The 17,248-nt window shown below is 46.7% G+C and carries 15 protein-coding genes; 12 read left to right on the top strand and 3 right to left on the bottom strand.

Going from position 1 to position 17,248, the window contains the following annotated elements:
• Window positions 1-25: 25 nt before the first annotated feature.
• The 3 genes from R7Q46_RS01460 to R7Q46_RS01450 form a co-directional block, all read right to left on the bottom strand.
• The gene (locus R7Q46_RS01460) at window positions 26-1,630 is read right to left on the bottom strand and encodes a carboxyl transferase domain-containing protein (RefSeq protein WP_033906945.1); all 1,605 of its coding nucleotides are present in this window, start codon (window positions 1,628-1,630) and stop codon (window positions 26-28) included.
• Window positions 1,631-1,655: 25 nt separating this feature from the next.
• Window positions 1,656-2,825 carry an isovaleryl-CoA dehydrogenase gene (locus tag R7Q46_RS01455; protein WP_033906946.1) on the bottom strand — a complete coding sequence of 390 codons (1,170 nt, stop codon included), beginning with the start codon at window positions 2,823-2,825 and terminating at the stop codon, window positions 1,656-1,658.
• A gap of 66 nt (window positions 2,826-2,891) precedes the next feature.
• Window positions 2,892-3,266: a MerR family transcriptional regulator gene (locus R7Q46_RS01450; protein ID WP_017821195.1), complete on the bottom strand. Its 375-nt coding sequence runs from the start codon at window positions 3,264-3,266 to the stop codon at window positions 2,892-2,894.
• A 275-nt stretch (window positions 3,267-3,541) separates the two neighbouring features.
• On the opposite strand from R7Q46_RS01450, the gene R7Q46_RS01445 reads away from it, so the two are divergent.
• The 12 genes from R7Q46_RS01445 (at window position 3,542) to cyoE (ending at window position 16,701) form a co-directional block, all read left to right on the top strand.
• The gene (locus R7Q46_RS01445; RefSeq protein WP_033906947.1) at window positions 3,542-4,753 is read left to right on the top strand and encodes an acetyl-CoA C-acyltransferase; all 1,212 of its coding nucleotides are present in this window, start codon (window positions 3,542-3,544) and stop codon (window positions 4,751-4,753) included.
• 23 nt (window positions 4,754-4,776) lie between these two features.
• On the top strand, window positions 4,777-6,270 hold the full coding sequence (locus R7Q46_RS01440; RefSeq protein ID WP_033906948.1) for a CoA-acylating methylmalonate-semialdehyde dehydrogenase: 1,494 nt from the start codon (window positions 4,777-4,779) through the stop codon (window positions 6,268-6,270).
• A 19-nt stretch (window positions 6,271-6,289) separates the two neighbouring features.
• Window positions 6,290-7,444: an acyl-CoA dehydrogenase family protein gene (locus R7Q46_RS01435; RefSeq protein WP_033906949.1), complete on the top strand. Its 1,155-nt coding sequence runs from the start codon at window positions 6,290-6,292 to the stop codon at window positions 7,442-7,444.
• A 38-nt stretch (window positions 7,445-7,482) separates the two neighbouring features.
• Window positions 7,483-8,268, top strand: coding sequence for an enoyl-CoA hydratase (locus R7Q46_RS01430; protein WP_318077242.1), 786 nt, complete (start codon window positions 7,483-7,485; stop codon window positions 8,266-8,268).
• Window positions 8,269-8,276: 8 nt separating this feature from the next.
• On the top strand, window positions 8,277-9,416 hold the full coding sequence (locus R7Q46_RS01425) for an enoyl-CoA hydratase/isomerase family protein (protein WP_033906951.1): 1,140 nt from the start codon (window positions 8,277-8,279) through the stop codon (window positions 9,414-9,416).
• 11 nt (window positions 9,417-9,427) lie between these two features.
• Window positions 9,428-10,333 (top strand): 3-hydroxyisobutyrate dehydrogenase, encoded by a 906-nt coding sequence (gene mmsB / locus R7Q46_RS01420; protein WP_005375775.1) that lies wholly within the window; start codon window positions 9,428-9,430, stop codon window positions 10,331-10,333.
• A 110-nt stretch (window positions 10,334-10,443) separates the two neighbouring features.
• A complete protein-coding gene (locus R7Q46_RS01415; RefSeq protein ID WP_005375778.1) occupies window positions 10,444-11,202 on the top strand; it encodes an SDR family oxidoreductase in 759 nt (252 codons plus the stop codon).
• A 797-nt stretch (window positions 11,203-11,999) separates the two neighbouring features.
• Window positions 12,000-12,881 carry a ubiquinol oxidase subunit II gene (gene cyoA, locus R7Q46_RS01410; RefSeq protein ID WP_169628811.1) on the top strand — a complete coding sequence of 294 codons (882 nt, stop codon included), beginning with the start codon at window positions 12,000-12,002 and terminating at the stop codon, window positions 12,879-12,881.
• 5 nt (window positions 12,882-12,886) lie between these two features.
• Window positions 12,887-14,923, top strand: coding sequence for a cytochrome o ubiquinol oxidase subunit I (gene cyoB / locus R7Q46_RS01405; RefSeq protein ID WP_213871172.1), 2,037 nt, complete (start codon window positions 12,887-12,889; stop codon window positions 14,921-14,923).
• Window positions 14,913-15,515, top strand: a complete 603-nt coding sequence (gene cyoC, locus R7Q46_RS01400; RefSeq protein WP_005375782.1) for a cytochrome o ubiquinol oxidase subunit III — start codon at window positions 14,913-14,915, stop codon at window positions 15,513-15,515. Before cyoB ends, cyoC begins: the two co-directional genes overlap by 11 nt.
• Window positions 15,515-15,826 (top strand): cytochrome o ubiquinol oxidase subunit IV, encoded by a 312-nt coding sequence (gene cyoD, locus R7Q46_RS01395; RefSeq protein ID WP_005375783.1) that lies wholly within the window; start codon window positions 15,515-15,517, stop codon window positions 15,824-15,826. Before cyoC ends, cyoD begins: the two co-directional genes overlap by 1 nt.
• Window positions 15,787-16,701, top strand: coding sequence for a heme o synthase (gene cyoE, locus R7Q46_RS01390; protein ID WP_033906955.1), 915 nt, complete (start codon window positions 15,787-15,789; stop codon window positions 16,699-16,701). The genes cyoD and cyoE overlap by 40 nt, the downstream gene beginning before the upstream one ends.
• The last annotated feature ends 547 nt before the right edge of the window (window positions 16,702-17,248 follow it).

Raw genomic sequence — 17,248 nt, 5'->3', positions numbered from 1 at the left:
ACTTCCTTAATTCATCTTTGGATGTTTACATTCTGAAGACGCCAAACTCGCTATCAGGAATGGGGGCGTTTAATGCTGCCATTAACGCTTGACTCAACACCTGACGCGTTTTTTTAGGGTCAATAATTCCGTCATCCCATAGCCGAGCACTCGCAAAATAGGGATGTCCTTGTGTTTCATACAAGTCTATGATCGATTCTCTAAAAATGTGCTCTTCTTGCTCTGACCACGCTTCCCCCTGACGTTCCTTCGCGTCTTTTCGAACTTGTGTTAAAACGCCTGCTGCTTGTTCTCCGCCCATCACAGAAATACGCGCGTTCGGCCACATCCACATCATGGTTGGATCATACGCTCGGCCGCACATGCCGTAATTACCAGCGCCGTACGATCCACCGATGATCACGGTAAACTTCGGCACGTCAGCACAAGCGACGGCCATCACTAGCTTGGCGCCATGTTTTGCGATGCCTTCTTCTTCAACCTTTTTTCCGACCATAAAGCCGGTAATGTTTTGGAGAAAAAGAAGCGGTGTTTTCCGTTTGGCGCACAGCTCAATAAAGTGCGCGCCTTTTTGTGCCGATTCAGAAAACAAGATACCGTTGTTTGCCACAATACCAATCAAGTGTCCTTGAATACGAGCGAAGCCACACACTAGCGTTCTGCCGTACAAGGCTTTGAATTCGTCGAAATCAGAATCATCGACGATGCGGGCAATAATTTCTCGAACGTCGAATGACAGTCGTAAGTTTGCATTCACGATTCCGTAGATTTCTTCTGCGTCGTAGCGGGGAGGAAGTACGGTGTTTTCTGGCTTAACAGGTCTTGTTCTATTGGCATTGGCAATGGCTTCTCTCGCAAGCATTAGGGCATGTTCATCATTTTCAGCGTAATAATCTGCGACACCAGATTTCCGACAATGCACGTCTGCACCGCCGAGCTCTTCACCCGTCACGACTTCGCCAGTGGCCGCTTTCACCAAAGGTGGCCCCGCCAAAAAAATGGTGCCTTGCTCTTTAACCATAATGGAGACATCCGCCATGGCAGGAACGTACGCGCCCCCAGCAGTGCAAAGCCCCATCACAACAGCAACTTGGGGAATGCCTTTCGCTGACATTCTCGCTTGGTTAAAGAAAATGCGACCAAAGTGTTCTTTGTCGGGGAAGACGTCGGACTGATGAGGGAGATTTGCGCCACCGGAGTCCACCAAGTACACGCAGGGGAGTTGGCAACGTTGGGCAATCTCTTGCGCTCTTAGGTGTTTTTTTACCGAGAGTGGGTAGTAGGTTCCACCTTTTACCGAAGCATCGTTGGCGATAACCATGCATTGAATTCCCTCTATGATACCAATGCCGGCGATAACGCCAGCGCATGGGATCGCTTCGTCATACACCTGCCAGGCGGCAAACTGGCTGATTTCAAGAAAGTCAGTGTTGTCATCAAGCAAGCGCGCGATGCGTTCTCGGGCTGGGAGTTTTCCTTTTTGCCTCTGGTGCTGAATGGCTTTTTCACCGCCTCCCTGTTTGATGGTATCGATGTGTTGATTCAGTTGAGTGACCAACGTTTCCATCGCAGCTTTATTGGAAAGAAATAACTCGTCAGTTGGCTTAGTTTTACTTTTGATAATGGCCATAATGACTTCCTTGTCGTATGTTCCGTTAGCGAGATTCTTCGAACAGTTCTCGGCCTATTAACATGCGGCGAATCTCTGAGGTACCCGCGCCGATTTCATAAAGCTTTGCATCACGTAGCAAACGACCAGCAGGGTATTCATTGATGTAGCCATTCCCACCGAGCAGTTGTATTGCATCGAGTGCCATTTGTGTGGCGAGTTCTGCACTGTACAAAATCGCGCCAGCGGCGTCTTTGCGTGTTGCGTTACCTCGATCACAAGCCGCTGCGACGGTATATACATACGCTTTTGCTGCACTCATTCGAGAGTACATATCGGCGATCTTGCCCTGAACTAACTGAAACTCGCCAATGGATTTTCCAAACTGCTCTCGTTCATGTACGTACGGGACCACAATGTCCATGCAAGCTTGCATTATCCCGAGTGGTCCGGCAGCGAGGACGACGCGCTCGTAATCCAGCCCACTCATTAACACCTCGACGCCTTGATTCAACTCGCCAAGAATATTCTCTTTTGGCACTACGCAATGGTTAAATATAAGTTCGCAAGTATTCGAGCCTCTCATGCCTAGTTTGTCCAGCTTTTGAGCATGAGTGAAACCTGCGAAGTTACGTTCAATAATGAATGCGGTAATGCCACGTGAACCTGCGCTGACATCCGTTTTAGCGTAAAGCACCACTACGTCAGCATCGGGCCCGTTTGTTATCCACATTTTGTTGCCATTCAGTACAAAATGGTCGCCCTTGTTTTCCGCTTTCAGTTGCATGCTTATCACGTCTGAACCGGCATTGGGCTCACTCATCGCTAGGGCGCCAACGTGCGTACCATCAATGAGTTTTGGAAGGTACTTTTCGCGTTGAGAAGGTGTGCCGTTACGAAAGATTTGGTTGACGCACAGGTTAGAATGAGCTCCGTAGCTTAAAGCGACAGACGCAGAGGCACGGCTGATTTCTTCCATGGCAACAACGTGAGCGAGGTATCCCATGCCTGCACCACCAAGCTCTTCATCGACGGTCACACCAAGCAACCCCATTTCTCCCAACAAAGGCCATAAATGATTCGGGAACTGGTTATCGCGGTCTATCTCAGCGGCGATGGGCGCAATATGTTCCGTAGCAAAGGCATTAACGTGTTCTCGGAGCATATCGATGGTATCACCAAGTCCGAAATTGAGTGGGGTATAGGTGCTTTTCATAACGTCTCCCGGTATCAGAGGTAAGGTGGAAAAGCCTGTAGCGGTGTTGCTAATTGAGTATAGCGTTTATGTCTGCTTGCTTTTGAGTGTTTGAATACAACGCTCCTTAGCGGCATTCAACTCTGCCATAACGACGCTGATGTCGTTGAGTTGTTGCTGTAGGACGGCTTGTTTCTCTTCAATGATATTGAGCATTTTCAATAACTGTCCTTCGGTTTGTTGCATGTCGTAGAGCTCGAAAAGTTCTCGAATTTCTGCCAACGAAAAACCGAGTCGTTTCCCTCTTAAAATCAGTTTGAGGCGAATTCTATCCCTGCGTTGATAAACGCGCATATTGCCCTTTCGCTCTGGTTCAATCAGACCCACGTCTTCATAAAACCGGATACTGCGAGTAGTAATATCAAACTCCTTGGCGAGGTCACTGATCTTGTATTTTTCCATAACATACTTACCTCGAATAAAAATCCAGTTTCTGGAAATCGAACCTTAAATGGGAAGGCCGAACATCAACTTTGAAATATAAACGTCTGCTTGGTGTGTTTTTTCATCTCATTGTAAAGGCTAGTGCTATGCTTACGTAAACGTCAAGAAATCGCGGAATGAAAGTTTGTTAGTGAAAAAGGCGATAAAGGCTGGTGTGGCGCTTGGTGAGTAATTCTATGTAGGGTGTCATCAGTCTGCCAAGTGTTCACATATACCTTAAGGGAATGCGAATCATGGGAAAAGACATCTGGATTGTCAGCGCGAAAAGAACGCCAATTGGGCGCTTTCAAGGCAAGTTGCAAACTTACTCTGCTCCTCAATTAGGCGCACTGGCGATCAAGGCGGCAATGCACGAAGTGAATGTGACTTCGGTGGATGAAGTGTTCATGGGATGTGTGCTTCCAGCAGGGTGTGGACAAGCTCCTGCGAGGCAAGCATCTATGGGGGCAGATCTTCCTTTGGGTGTAGGGTGCACCACCATTAACAAAGTGTGTGGCTCTGGCATGAAGAGCGTCATGTTAGCGCACGATCTCATTAAAGCTGGAACGATTCGCTCTGCCATTGCTGGTGGTATGGAAAGTATGACCAATGCGCCGTATTTGCTGAGGGAGGCGAGAAAGGGAATGCGTATGGGGCACCAGTCTGCGTATGACCACATGTTTCTCGATGGGCTACAAGATGCTTACGAAGGGCACTTAATGGGTGTTTATGCTCAGCAAGTCGCTGACAGGCTTAAGTTCACCAGAGAGCAAATGGATGAATGGGCCGTGATGTCGGCAAAACGTGCGTTGGAAGCTCAAGAGCGAGGCTTGTTTGCCGATGAACTTTCGCCGGTTTCACTCAATACCAAGTCAGAACAAGCGGAGCTGGACTACGATGAGCCCCCACGCTCGATTGACCTTGGTAAAATTCCTCAACTCAAACCTGCATTCGATGAAAAAGGTACGGTGACCGCTGCTAATTCGAGTGCCATTTCAGATGGCGCGGCGGCTCTTGTGCTTATGGATGAAGACACTGCGCGTCATCAGGGGCTTAAACCACTTGCGATCATCAAGGCGCACTCTACACATGCCAGAAAACCTGCAGAATTTACTTTGGCACCCATCTACGCAATTGAGCAACTGCTGTTCCAGCTAGATTGGTCCATTTATGAAGTGGACCTGTGGGAAATCAATGAAGCCTTTGCCGTCGTGACACAAATAGCGGTGGCGGAACTTGGGCTTGATACGAGCAAAGTAAATATTAAAGGTGGAGCCTGTGCACTTGGGCATCCGATAGGGGCTAGTGGCGCACGAATTCTGGTGACATTGATTCACAGTTTGCGTCAGCTACAAGCGCTAGGCACCAATGGTGATCTCGAAGCCAAAAAAGTGATGCGGGGTGTTGCGTCACTTTGTATCGGTGGTGGAGAAGCCACGGCGATAGGCATTGAAATACCGCTTTAATTGAAATCAGAAAGGAGTAAATGATGACTCGTTTGGTTCCCTTGTTTATTGGTGGCGAGTTTCGTGAATCTCAAACATCGGATTGGGTTGAGGTAACCAATCCCGCCACTAATGATGTCATTGCGTACGTTCCATGTTCCACAGAGCACGAGATGGAAGCCGCCATTGATAATGCGAAAGAGACATTCCAATCTTGGAAGGAAGTGGCAATATCCGAGCGTGCCCGAGTTATGCTGCGTTATCAGCACTTGCTCAAAGATCATCATGATGAGCTTGCCACACTGCTTTCTCATGAAACGGGTAAGATTTTAGCGGATGCCAAAGGCGATGTGTGGCGTGGTATCGAGGTTGTTGAGCAGGCTGCAAACATTGCTAGCAACATGATGGGAGAAACCGTCGAAAACGTTGCCACGGATATTGATAGTTACTCAATGATTCAGCCCTTAGGTGTGTGTTGTGGGATCACGCCGTTTAACTTTCCAGCCATGATTCCGTTGTGGATGTTCCCAATCGCTATCGCTGCGGGCAATACGTTTGTGCTCAAACCCTCCGAACAAGTGCCATTGACCTCTATTCGTTTAGCTGAACTATTTGAGCAAGCTGGCGCGCCGAAAGGAGTGTTGCAGATCGTTCATGGCCGCAAAGAGCAAGTCGACTTTCTTCTGGCTCATCCTGATATTCGAGCGGTGTCATTTGTTGGCTCGGTTCCCGTTGCCCGTTATATCTACACCACAGGGACTAAACATTTTAAACGGGTTCAAGCTTTTGCTGGTGCAAAGAATCACATGGTGATCATGCCTGATGCAAACAAAGATCAAGTGGTGAATAACCTAATCGGAGCCTCCGTAGGGGCTGCGGGGCAACGCTGTATGGCGATTTCTGTTGCGGTATTTGTCGGCGATTCAAAACAATGGATTGCAGACCTGAAACTGGCGATGGCGAAAGTACACCCAGGGCCTTGGGATGATGAACAGGCTGCTTATGGCCCACTGATCAGTGAGCAAGCCAAACAACGCGTATTGGACCTAATCGAAGATGGCAAACAACAAGGCGCAGTGTGTGAACTGGATGGCAGTCAGTGTGAAGTGGAAGGCTTTCCCGATGGAAACTGGATTGGCCCAACCTTGTTTAGCGGTGTAACAGCGAATATGTCGATTTACACGCAAGAGATATTTGGCCCTGTTTTAGTTTGTATGGAAGTCGAAACGTTGCAAGAGGCCATTGAGTTGGTGAATCGCAACCCATACGGGAACGGCACTTCCATTTTTACGGCTAATGGCGCTGCTGCGAGAAAATATCAGCATGACATTCAAGTCGGTCAGGTTGGGATCAATGTGCCTATTCCAGTCCCTTTACCATTTTTCTCCTTTACTGGTTGGAGAGGCAGTTTCTATGGTGATTTACATGCGTATGGTAAACAAGCGGTACGTTTTTATACCGAGACTAAAACGGTGACGGCACGTTGGTTTGATGACGATATTCCAACGGGGCCCAATCTGACCATCCAACTGCGCTGAGTGAATAAAAGGAGCTTTTATGGACTTTGAACTTAATGAAGATCAACGTGCATTTGCCGATACCGCTCAACAATTTGTCGATGAGCGTTTAGCACCGATGGCGGCGGAGTGGGATGAAAAGCAGATCTTCCCCAAAGACGTATTGAGAGAAGCGGGGGAACTGGGGTTTCTCAGTCTCTACACACCAGAAGAACATGGCGGCTTAGGGTTAAGCCGTTTGGATGCGTCAATTATCTTTGAACAACTCTCAATGGGCTGTACGTCGACGACCGCTTTCATGACTATCCACAATATGGTGAGTTGGATGATCGCGAGTTTCTCGAACGAAGAAGTGAGAGCCAAATATTGCTCTAAGCTGGTCTCTGGCGAGTGGTTGGGTTCATATTGCTTAACCGAGCCTAATGCGGGATCGGATGCCGCTTCGTTGGCCACAACTGCGAGCAAAAAAGGTGATACTTACGTGCTGAATGGCGGCAAAACCTTTATCTCTGGCGCAGGAGAGACAGATGTTTTGGTCGTGATGGCGCGAACCGGAGAAGCGGGTGCCAAAGGTGTGTCCGCATTTGTTGTCCCTGCTCACGCAGATGGCATCAGCTATGGGCGCAAAGAACCCAAAATGGGTTGGAACAGCCAGCCAACACGAGCGGTTACTTTTGAAAATGTCGTTATTCCAGCTAGCCATTTACTGGGCGAAGAAGGGCAAGGTTTTGTTTTTGCGATGAAAGGGCTTGATGGAGGGCGTATAAATATTGCGACCTGTTCCGTCGGTACGGCTCAACAGGCCCTTGAACAGGCGACACAATATATTCAGGAGCGTAAGCAGTTCGGCAAACCGCTTGCGCAGTTTCAAGCCTTACAATTCAAATTGGCAGACATGGCAACAGAGCTAGTGGCTGCGCGGCAGTTAGTGCGCTATGCCGCCAGCAAGCTCGACCGAAATGATCCGGATGCCACGGCTTATTGCGCTATGGCAAAACGGTTTGCAACCGATGTGGGCTTTCAGGTTTGCGACCACGCGCTGCAGCTTTATGGCGGCTATGGTTACATCAAAGAGTATCCAATGGAGCGTCATTTCAGAGATGTACGTGTGCATCAAATTCTGGAGGGAACGAACGAAATTATGCGTTTGATCATCGCACGTCGTTTGCTCTCTGAGGATTCGGCTTTGCTTTAGCAAAGTATTGTATTTGCTCATTGATAAAGGATTCAGATATGCCATTAACCCAAGCAGCCATTCAACATACGATCGCTAATCATGTTGCGGTGGTGACGATGAACAACCCGCCAGCCAATACGTGGACAGCAGAGAGTCTCAAGGCACTGAAATCGCTGATACTCACACTTAACGATGATAAGCAGGTCTATTCATTGGTTTTAACCGGCAGTGGAGAAAAGTTTTTCTCTGCTGGTGCGGATCTCAAGCTATTGTCTGATGGTGACAAAGTGGTTGCGTTAGACATGGCTCGATGCTTTGGTGAAGCTTTTGAAACGCTCTCTGAATTCCGTGGTGTTTCCATTGCCGCCATTAATGGTTACGCCATGGGCGGAGGGTTAGAAGTGGCATTAGCTTGTGACATTCGAGTCGTTGAAGAGCAAGCGGTACTTGCTTTACCAGAAGCCAAAGTCGGACTTTTGCCCTGTGCTGGTGGTACCCAAAACCTCACAGCGTTAGTGGGGGAAGGTTGGGCAAAGCGCATCATTTTATGTGGAGAGCAAGTCAGCGCTGACAAAGCAAAAGAACTAGGCCTAGTTGAGGAGTTGGTTCCCAAAGGCGAAGCTTTAAGTAAAGCGATGGAGCTTGCTGAATCTGTTGCGAACCAGTCGCCATCTTCTGTCGCCGCATGTAAGGCGCTCATTCAAAATATGCGCTCTGCGCCACTTCAGCACGGCTTAATGAAAGAGCGAGAGTTGTTTCTGAATCTTTTTGATACGGAAGATCAAGTTGAGGGTGTTCGCGCCTTTTTAGAAAAACGCCCACCGCAATGGAAAAACCGATAGGAGGCCACATGGCAGGGATGGTAACCATTAGTGAAATAGAGTGCTTAGATGGCGTGCACCGCATTGGTATCGCAACGTTAGACAACACCGCTTCATTGAATGCATTGACGTATGACATGTTGGTCCAACTCAACGATCAGCTTATCAAGTGGCAAGATGATCCACATATGGCTTGTGTGGTACTGACTGGCGCTGGAGAAAAAGCATTCTGTGCTGGTGGTGATGTTCGAGCTATGTATCACGTCATGCATAACGAGAGTAAAGAAAAAATCGTAGAGTTCTGTACGAACTATTTCTCGTTGGAGTATGAGTGTGACTATCTCATCCACACTTACAACAAACCCATTATCGGTTGGGGAGAAGGTATTGTCATGGGCGGTGGGATGGGGCTTTTTATGGGAACCAGCCATAAAGTTGTGACAACAACATCACGCCTTGCTATGCCAGAAATCAATATCGGACTGTATCCTGATGTGGGAGGTACGTGGTTTTTAAGCCAGATAGATCCGCAAGTGGGCTTATTCCTCGGATTGACAGGTTCAATGGTAAATTCAAGTGACGCTGTCACTATTGGTTTGGCCGATTGGTTACTGTTGGAAGAGCAGTATCCCACCTTACTGGATGAGCTAAAGCGGCTCCAGTGGGGCAAAGAAGATGCGAAAGAGTTGGTAACTGCGCGACTACAATTAATGGAAGAACAGGTTATTGATAGCAAACCAACCACGCAAATTTGTCCATACTTAGATCAGATAGAGGAAGCGTGCAAAGGCTTTGATCTTAATGCGATAGCACAGCGAATCATGACTATCGAAGGGAATAGCCAGTGGATAGAAAACGCGAAACAAACGTTCGCATCGGGCAGCCCGATCACCGCGCATATTTGCTTTAGACAAGTGAAAGAGTACCACAGCTTACCGCTTGCAGATTGCTTCCGTTTAGAGTTGAGTTTGTCGGTTCGCAGTGCCTTATTAGGTGAGTTTAAAGAGGGCGTCCGTTCTCGGCTCATTGACCGGGATGGCGAGCCGATCTGGATATTTAACAGTGTCAGTGAAGTCGATGAAGATGTTATCGATACTTTGTTTACCTCTCTTTGGTCAGATAACGAGCATCCGCTTGCTAATTTGGGTGAACAAACACTAGGTCAATAAGGAGAATGATCATGAGTACCATCGCATTTATCGGTTTAGGAAGAATGGGGCATCCTATGGCGCAAAACTTACTCGCGTCTGGATTTAACGTGCAAGTATTCGATGTCGATAGCGAAGCCGCAAAGCAACTAGTACCTTTTGGTGCGGTGGTGGCGAGCTCTATCGAAGAGGTAGTAGATGGTGCTAGCACAGTCATCACGATGCTACCAGCAGGGTCTCACGTTCGTTCCGTGTATCTTGGTGACTTACACGGTGGCGTAGGTGTCCTCAATCTTGTCTCGCCAAGTACCTTGATGATTGATTGTTCAACCATTGATCCGGACTCCGCGCGATTAGTCGCCAATGAAGCGGCAAATAAACGCGTGTTGTTTGTCGACGCACCCGTTTCGGGGGGCGTTGCTGGCGCTAAAGCGGCGACATTAACCTTTATTGTTGGTGGTTCGGATCAAGCGTTTTCTAAAGCCAATGCGATTTTGCAGTATATGGGAAAAAATGTTTTCCATGCTGGCAAAGCAGGCGATGGTCAAATGGCGAAAATCTGTAACAACCTTATGCTCGGCATTTTAATGTCTGGTACGTGCGAGGCATTAAACCTAGGTATCGATCATGGACTCGATCCAAAAGTGCTATCAAACATCATGCTGCAAAGCTCTGGCCGAAATTGGGCATTGGAGCTTTACAATCCTTGCCCAGGCGTGATGGACAGTGCGCCAGCCAGTCACGATTACCAACCGGGCTTTATGAGCAAACTCATGCTAAAAGATCTCGGCTTGGGGTTAGATGCGGCGTTACAAACACATTCTTCGGTTCCGATGGGGTCGTTAGCGCGCAACTTATATTCTTTCCACAACGCGAGCGGCCACGGCGAGCTCGATTTCTCAAGCTTATTTGAGTTATACAAGAGTAAGAAAGGCTAGACCGAGTTTTGTGACAAACCAGCCTGAGATGGTGACCTAAAACGCGCATCATTTCGGCCAACTTAGACTAGTTGAGATAGAGAACATTACGAGTTATGGAGTGCACCAATATGGACATAAAAAGTAGTGTTATTGCCATTACAGGAGCAGGGCAGGGGCTTGGGCAAATGATGGCCATTACCCTTGCTCAAGCTGGCGCTGATTTAGCGTTGTTGGATGTAAACGCCAGTGGCTTAATGGAAACACAAGAGCAGTGTCGAATGCTGAGTGCGAAAGCGTTGACATATCAAGTGGATGTCACCAACGAAATCGACGTTGAAACCACGTTTGAAGCGATTATCCAAGATTTTGGTCAACTCAATGGGTTAGTCAATAACGCTGGCGTGTTAAGAGATGGGTTACTTGTAAAAGCAAAAGATGGCGTGATCAGTAAGATGTCTTTGGATCAATTCAATTTGGTCATGAACGTTAACGTGACAGGAACATTTTTGTGTGGGCGTGAAGCGGCCGTCAAGATGATTGAGAGTGGCTCCCAAGGCGTTATCATCAATATTTCTAGTGTTGCGAGAGCAGGGAATATCGGACAAACCAATTATTCTGCATCTAAAGCGGCGGTCGCGACCATGGCGACAACATGGGCCCGTGAGCTCGCAAGATACGGTATTCGTGCGGCGGCGGTTGCACCAGGTGTAGTACACACCGCGATGGCAGAGCAAATGAAACCCGAAGCCATAGAGCGATTAGAAAAGATGATCCCAGTTGGCAGGATGGGCGAAACAAGCGAAATCGCGCATGCAGTAAAATACATTATTGAGAGTGATTACTTTACTGGCAGGGTTTTAGAAGTGGATGGCGGTATTCGTATGTAAGTGACCACTGAAATAAGGCTCTGATAGACCTGAATAATAAGTTTCTTTCCATTTCAACATTTTCTATGTTGTGGAGTGCTCATTCTGCGCAGCCCAAATGTATTTACAACTTATGTTTGGATTTACCTTGAGAATGATTTCTCACAATCCAATAAAGAGATGCAAATACCACTCAAATATTAAGTGAAATCATTAATTTGATTCTGATCACACTTTTGGTTTTTTAGTTTCCGCTTCTCATTAAGGCTATCTGCGTAAATGAAGTTGATAGTCAGTCTCATCAATTTTTAGTTTCAACTGTTTGTTTTTAAATAATTAATTGTTGAAGCACGAGAAATTCGTGTTGAAGTTAATATTCTATTTAAAGTGTGTAACTTCCATTAATGGAAGGTTAGTTTCCAGTTGTGGCTAATGAGCTTTAACTTTTTACTCCTCATAATGCGCCAAATGTAACATAGTGTTTCAAAGTGTAACAATAAACTCACACTAAGAGTGTGGTTTTGATCTCCACTCAATTCCGTTTTGTTTCGCTCTGAGCCCGACGTTACTCATGCTCAACACATAAACATTCTAATGACTATAACAACTGGTTCTTGGCTTGATACCAATCGTATCGTAGCAAATAACGGTTCATTCTAGCTGGTTAAATGCTTGATGACGAAGTTGAAAAATTGTAAGTAGAATAACTACTTATCGAGGTTTTTCTTGTTCTCATACATTACCTCTGCGCTATTTGTGAGCTCTTATTTACTTTGATTGGCATCTGTTTTGAAACCAGACAACCATCGAGAAAGTTAATGGAAGCCTCAAGATATAAACGCATCTTGTCGAGGGGAAGTTTGGCGTCCGTCATACTTATGCTCTCAGGATGTAATTCAGCTTTACTTGACCCCAAAGGTGCCATTGGTGTGCAAGAAAAAGAGTTAATTATTACTGCTCTTTTGCTGATGTTGATCGTTGTAATCCCTGTGATTTTAATGACGATTTACTTCGCTTACCGATACCGCGCCTCTAACACTGAAGAAGAGTACGCACCCGAATGGTCACACTCGACCAAAATCGAAGTGGTGGTATGGACAATTCCAATCATCATCATTGCGATTCTTGCGACGATCACATGGCGTTCTACTCATGAACTAGAGCCATCCAAACCTTTGGAAAGTGATGTTAAACCAATGACCATCGAAGTGGTGTCACTCGATTGGAAATGGTTGTTCATCTATCCAGAAGAAAACATTGCGACGGTGAACTATGTGGCGTTCCCGAAAGATGTGCCAGTGCAGTTCAAACTGACTTCGGACAACATCATGAACGCGTTTTTCATCCCTCGCTTAGGTACACAGATCTACGCGATGCCAGGAATGGTAACCAAGCTCAACCTGATAGCGAACCACGAAGGTGACTATAAGGGGTTTGCATCGAACTACAGCGGCGAAGGCTTTTCGCAAATGAAGTTCACAGCTTCAGCAATGTCTGATCGTGCTGCGTTCCTAAATTGGGTGCAGAAAGTGAAGGCGAGCCCTGATCGTATTGAAGATTGGAAGCAATACAGCTCACTGGCAGCGCCAAGTATCGCAGAGCCAGTCACTTTGTTCTCTAGCGTTCCTCCGTTCTTGTTCACCGACGTTGTGACTCAGCATCCTGGTTCAATGAACTGTTTGCCTGAAAACCAAGGATAATCGTAATGTTTGGAAGATTAACTCTTGATTCAGTTCCATTCCACGAACCTATTATCGTCATCACCCTAGCGGTTGTGGCGCTGGTTGGTTTAGCCGTAGTTTACGCGGTAACCAAAGCCGGAAAGTGGCAATATTTGTGGAATGAATGGTTTACTTCAGTAGACCATAAAAAACTTGGCTTCATGTACATCGCAGTAGCGATGGTGATGCTTGTTCGTGGTTTTGCTGACGCAGTCATGATGCGTAGTCAGCAACTCCTTTCTTCTGCGGGTGAAGCAGGTTACTTGCCACCGCATCACTACGATCAAATTTTTACTGCCCATGGCGTGATCATGATCTTCTTCGTAGCGATGCCATTGGTTATTGGTCTGATGAACATCATCGTGCCATTACAGATTGGTGCGCGTGACGTAGCTTTCCCGTATCTGAATAACTTGAGCTTCTGGCTGTTTGTTGTTGGTGTCATCCTAACAAACATGTCTCTCGGCTTAGGTGAATTTGGTCGTACAGGTTGGCTAGCGTATCCGCCGCTTTCAGGTATTGAGGCAAGCCCAGGAGTCGGGGTCGACTATTGGATTTGGGCGCTGCAGATATCAGGTGTTGGTACGACGTTAACAGGCGTGAACTTCTTCGCGACCATTTTGCGTATGCGTACACCGTCTATGGCAATGATGAAGATGCCAGTTTTCACTTGGGCGTCTCTGTGTGCAAACATTTTGATCATCATTTCATTCCCAATCCTAACGGTGACTATCGCTCTGCTAACGCTGGATAGATACCTAGGCATGCACTTCTTTACCAATGATCTTGGCGGCAACGTAATGATGTACGTCAACCTGATTTGGGCTTGGGGTCACCCAGAAGTGTACATCTTGATCTTGCCAATTTTTGGTGTGTTCTCAGAAGTCACCGCAACCTTCTCACGTAAAAAGTTGTTCGGTTACACATCGCTAGTTTGGGCTACCGTAGTTATCACGATTCTTGCCTTTGTCGTTTGGCTACACCACTTCTTTACGATGGGGTCTGGCGCGAACGTAAATGCCTTCTTCGGTATTGCCACGATGATCATTTCTATCCCAACTGGGGTGAAGATCTTCAACTGGCTATTCACGATGTACAAAGGCCGCATCCGCTTTACGACGCCAATGATGTGGACGGTGGGCTTCCTTATCACCTTTACTGTTGGTGGTATGACGGGCGTACTAATGGCTGTTCCGGGCGCAGATTTCGTTCTGCATAACTCAGTATTCCTTATCGCTCACTTCCACAACGTTATCATCGGTGGTGTGGTGTTTGGATGTTTCGCTGCGATCACTTACTGGTTCCCGAAAGCGACCGGTTTCACCATGAATGAAACTTGGGGCAAACGCGCGTTCTATCTTTGGATTATTGGTTTCTTAATGGCGTTCTTACCGCTTTACGCGCTGGGCTTCATGGGGATGACTCGTCGTTTAAGCCAAGACATCAACCCAGAATACTTCCCACTGTTGTCGATTGCCGCTGCAGGTACGGTTGTGATTGCGCTGGGCGTATTGTCTCAGTTCATCCAAATTTACGTGAGTATCCGTGACCGCGAGCAAAACCGTGACCTAACTGGTGACCCGTGGGGTGGTCGTACTCTTGAGTGGGCAACATCGTCTCCACCGCCGTTTTACAACTTTGCGCACCTACCAAAAGGTGATGTGCTGGATGCCTTCTGGTACCAGAAACAAAGTGGCGAGTTCGATCCAACTAAAGAGGTGGAATACGAACGTATTCATATGCCAAAAAACACGGCAACAGGCATCTACGTGTCGGCTTGGTCGCTCCTATTTGGCTTCGGAATGATTTGGTACATCTGGTGGCTAGCGGCGGCAAGTTTGGTCGGTATTATCGTGACGTGTATTCAGCATAGCTATAACGATGATGTGGATTACTACGTGGAAGTTGAAGAGATCAAAGCAATTGAGGCCGAACGTCGAGCTCAGCTTGAAGAAGCGAAGAAAAACTCAGTGAAAGACAGCGAAAGTAAAGATGATCTGGAGGTGACGTATGCAAACTAATATCGCAGCACATCACGACCATGATCACCACCATGACACGAATGGCAACAAGCTATTTGGCTTCTGGGTTTACCTGATGAGTGACTGTGTATTGTTTGCGACCTTGTTCGCGACTTACGCTGTGCTGTCGAGCAATTCAATTGCGGGCCCAACAGGTAAAGACATTTTCGAACTCCCATTCGTGTTTGTCGAAACCATGCTGCTGCTGTTTAGCAGTATCACATTTGGTTTTGGCATTATCGCGATGAAGCGCAACAACGTTGCTGGTCTCAAACGCTGGATGTTAGTCACGTTCGCGCTTGGTCTTGGCTTTATCTGTATGGAGGTCTATGAGTTCCATCACCTGATTGAAGAAGGCTATGGGCCACAAACAAGTGCATTCCTATCGGCATTCTTTACGTTGGTTGGTACGCACGGCCTGCACGTAACCTTTGGTCTGATTTGGTTAGCGGTAGCGTATCATCAACTGTCGACGAAAGGTCTGAACGACAATATGGCAATGCGCTTTAACTGCTTAAGCCTATTCTGGCACTTTCTAGATATCGTTTGGATTTGTGTCTTTACCATCGTTTACTTACTGGGGGTAATGTAATGGATCAACATGTAGAAACCAGTTCGTCAGATTACGTGAAAGGCTTTATTGCCTCACTGATTCTGACGGTAATTCCGTTCTACTTTGTTTGGACGAAATCATTACCAGATACAACGACCTATGCGATTCTATTTGGATGTGCATTAGTGCAGATATTTGTTCACTTTAAATACTTCTTGCACATGGAAACAAAAACATCCGACGGACGTTGGAACCTTGTATCACTGATGTTTACCGCCATTGTTGTACTTATCCTTATCGCTGGCTCGGTATGGATCATCTACAACATGAACGTCAACATGAAGTTGTAGGTCAAGGTATGCTGAAAAGTTATTTGTCTATCACTAAACCGGGCATTATTTTCGGCAACCTGATTTCTGTTGCGGCGGGGTTCTTCCTCGCCGCAAAAACAGAACCAGCCAGTCTAATGCTGTTCGTTACGACGCTAGTTGGTGTTGGGTTAGTCATCGCTTCAGGTTGTGTGGTGAATAATATTTTCGATCGTGATATCGACCAAAAGATGGCACGTACACGAAATCGTGAAACAGTGAAAGGCAACATCAATATCGATATTGCGTTTGTTTATGCACTTGCTTTATTGCTGGTAGGAACCGCACTGTTATTTATCCGAGTGAACCCACTATCCGCTGTCGTCGTGTTGCTTGGCTACGTGTATTACGTGTTCTTTTACACGATGTGGTACAAACGTAACTCGGTGTATGGAACCTTAGTGGGAAGTATCTCAGGCGCAGTTCCGCCATTGGTGGGTTACTTGGCGGTAACAAACTTCATTAGCTTGGAAGCGATTTTACTCTTTACCATGTTCTGTCTCTGGCAAATGCCGCACTCTTATGCCATTGCCATGTTCCGCATGCAAGACTACCGAGAAGCCGGGATTCCCGTATTGCCAGTTAAAGAAGGTATTCATAAAGCGCATCGACACATGAAAGCGTATGTCGTGGCGTTTGGAGCAGCATCATTGGGGTTATTTTTACTAGGTGAAGCCGGGTATGAATACTTAGCGGTTGCAGCGGTTGTTTGCTTTATGTGGACGAAAGTGACCTTTCGCAGCATTGATGACAACAACTATATCGCTTGGTCAAAGTCGGTGTTTAAAGTCTCACTGCTAGTGGTGATGGGGATCAGTGGTGTGCTTGGTGTCGAGTTGATTCCTCTAGCTCTGTAACAACCAGACCTAAGCGTTTGCTACGCGCTAATATCTTGTGCTGCTGAATGCATCAATGGCCTTACCTAGAAGTAAGGTCATTTAACTTTCTATTGTCCTTTGTTTTCCCTGTTCCTCCTCTAGCTTCACTATCACGTATTCATATCTAAAAGCAAAAACAACCAGCGTGTAAAACATAGTAGATCGCGCGTTTCCGCTGACGCGTAATAATGCCAAGAGATAGCGACGATTAAGCTAAAAGTATAAACAGCGCAATAACTCTACTTACCATATGAGAATTCAATATCGACAGTTTGTAATGTAAACATTTGGGGGGAGTGCTAGTTCTCATAGCAGCATACAAACTAACAATGTGAATGTTTGAGTTGAATCACCTGCTAGCGAAATACACAAGTTTTACTACTGAAAGTGGGAGAGGAAGCATCTTAACTCCAGTGAAATGAACACGATTAAGAATCATCCTTTTACATAATCTAAAAACTCACTAAACCTTAACCCAGATTAAAGTTTTGTCGTCTCCGAGGCATTAAGGTGCGCCTGTAGTTTG

The organism is Vibrio sp. 811 (assembly GCF_033339195.1).
Note: the sequence above shows the minus strand (reverse complement) of the source record. Positions and strands in the feature narration are given on the sequence as shown.

Excerpts from the sequence above, each read along its gene's own strand:
- R7Q46_RS01445 (WP_033906947.1), top strand. The coding sequence starts at position 3,542 with ATGGGAAAAGACATCTGGATTGTCAGCGCGAAAAGAACGCCAATTGGG.
- R7Q46_RS01435 (WP_033906949.1), top strand. The coding sequence starts at position 6,290 with ATGGACTTTGAACTTAATGAAGATCAACGTGCATTTGCCGATACCGCT.
- R7Q46_RS01450 (WP_017821195.1), bottom strand. The coding sequence starts at position 3,266 with ATGGAAAAATACAAGATCAGTGACCTCGCCAAGGAGTTTGATATTACT.
- cyoB (WP_213871172.1), top strand. The coding sequence starts at position 12,887 with ATGTTTGGAAGATTAACTCTTGATTCAGTTCCATTCCACGAACCTATT.
- mmsB (WP_005375775.1), top strand. The coding sequence starts at position 9,428 with ATGAGTACCATCGCATTTATCGGTTTAGGAAGAATGGGGCATCCTATG.
- R7Q46_RS01455 (WP_033906946.1), bottom strand. The coding sequence starts at position 2,825 with ATGAAAAGCACCTATACCCCACTCAATTTCGGACTTGGTGATACCATC.
- cyoD (WP_005375783.1), top strand. The coding sequence starts at position 15,515 with ATGGATCAACATGTAGAAACCAGTTCGTCAGATTACGTGAAAGGCTTT.
- R7Q46_RS01460 (WP_033906945.1), bottom strand. The coding sequence starts at position 1,630 with ATGGCCATTATCAAAAGTAAAACTAAGCCAACTGACGAGTTATTTCTT.
- R7Q46_RS01415 (WP_005375778.1), top strand. The coding sequence starts at position 10,444 with ATGGACATAAAAAGTAGTGTTATTGCCATTACAGGAGCAGGGCAGGGG.
- cyoE (WP_033906955.1), top strand. The coding sequence starts at position 15,787 with ATGGATCATCTACAACATGAACGTCAACATGAAGTTGTAGGTCAAGGT.
- R7Q46_RS01430 (WP_318077242.1), top strand. The coding sequence starts at position 7,483 with ATGCCATTAACCCAAGCAGCCATTCAACATACGATCGCTAATCATGTT.
- cyoA (WP_169628811.1), top strand. The coding sequence starts at position 12,000 with ATGGAAGCCTCAAGATATAAACGCATCTTGTCGAGGGGAAGTTTGGCG.
- R7Q46_RS01440 (WP_033906948.1), top strand. The coding sequence starts at position 4,777 with ATGACTCGTTTGGTTCCCTTGTTTATTGGTGGCGAGTTTCGTGAATCT.
- R7Q46_RS01425 (WP_033906951.1), top strand. The coding sequence starts at position 8,277 with ATGGCAGGGATGGTAACCATTAGTGAAATAGAGTGCTTAGATGGCGTG.
- cyoC (WP_005375782.1), top strand. The coding sequence starts at position 14,913 with ATGCAAACTAATATCGCAGCACATCACGACCATGATCACCACCATGAC.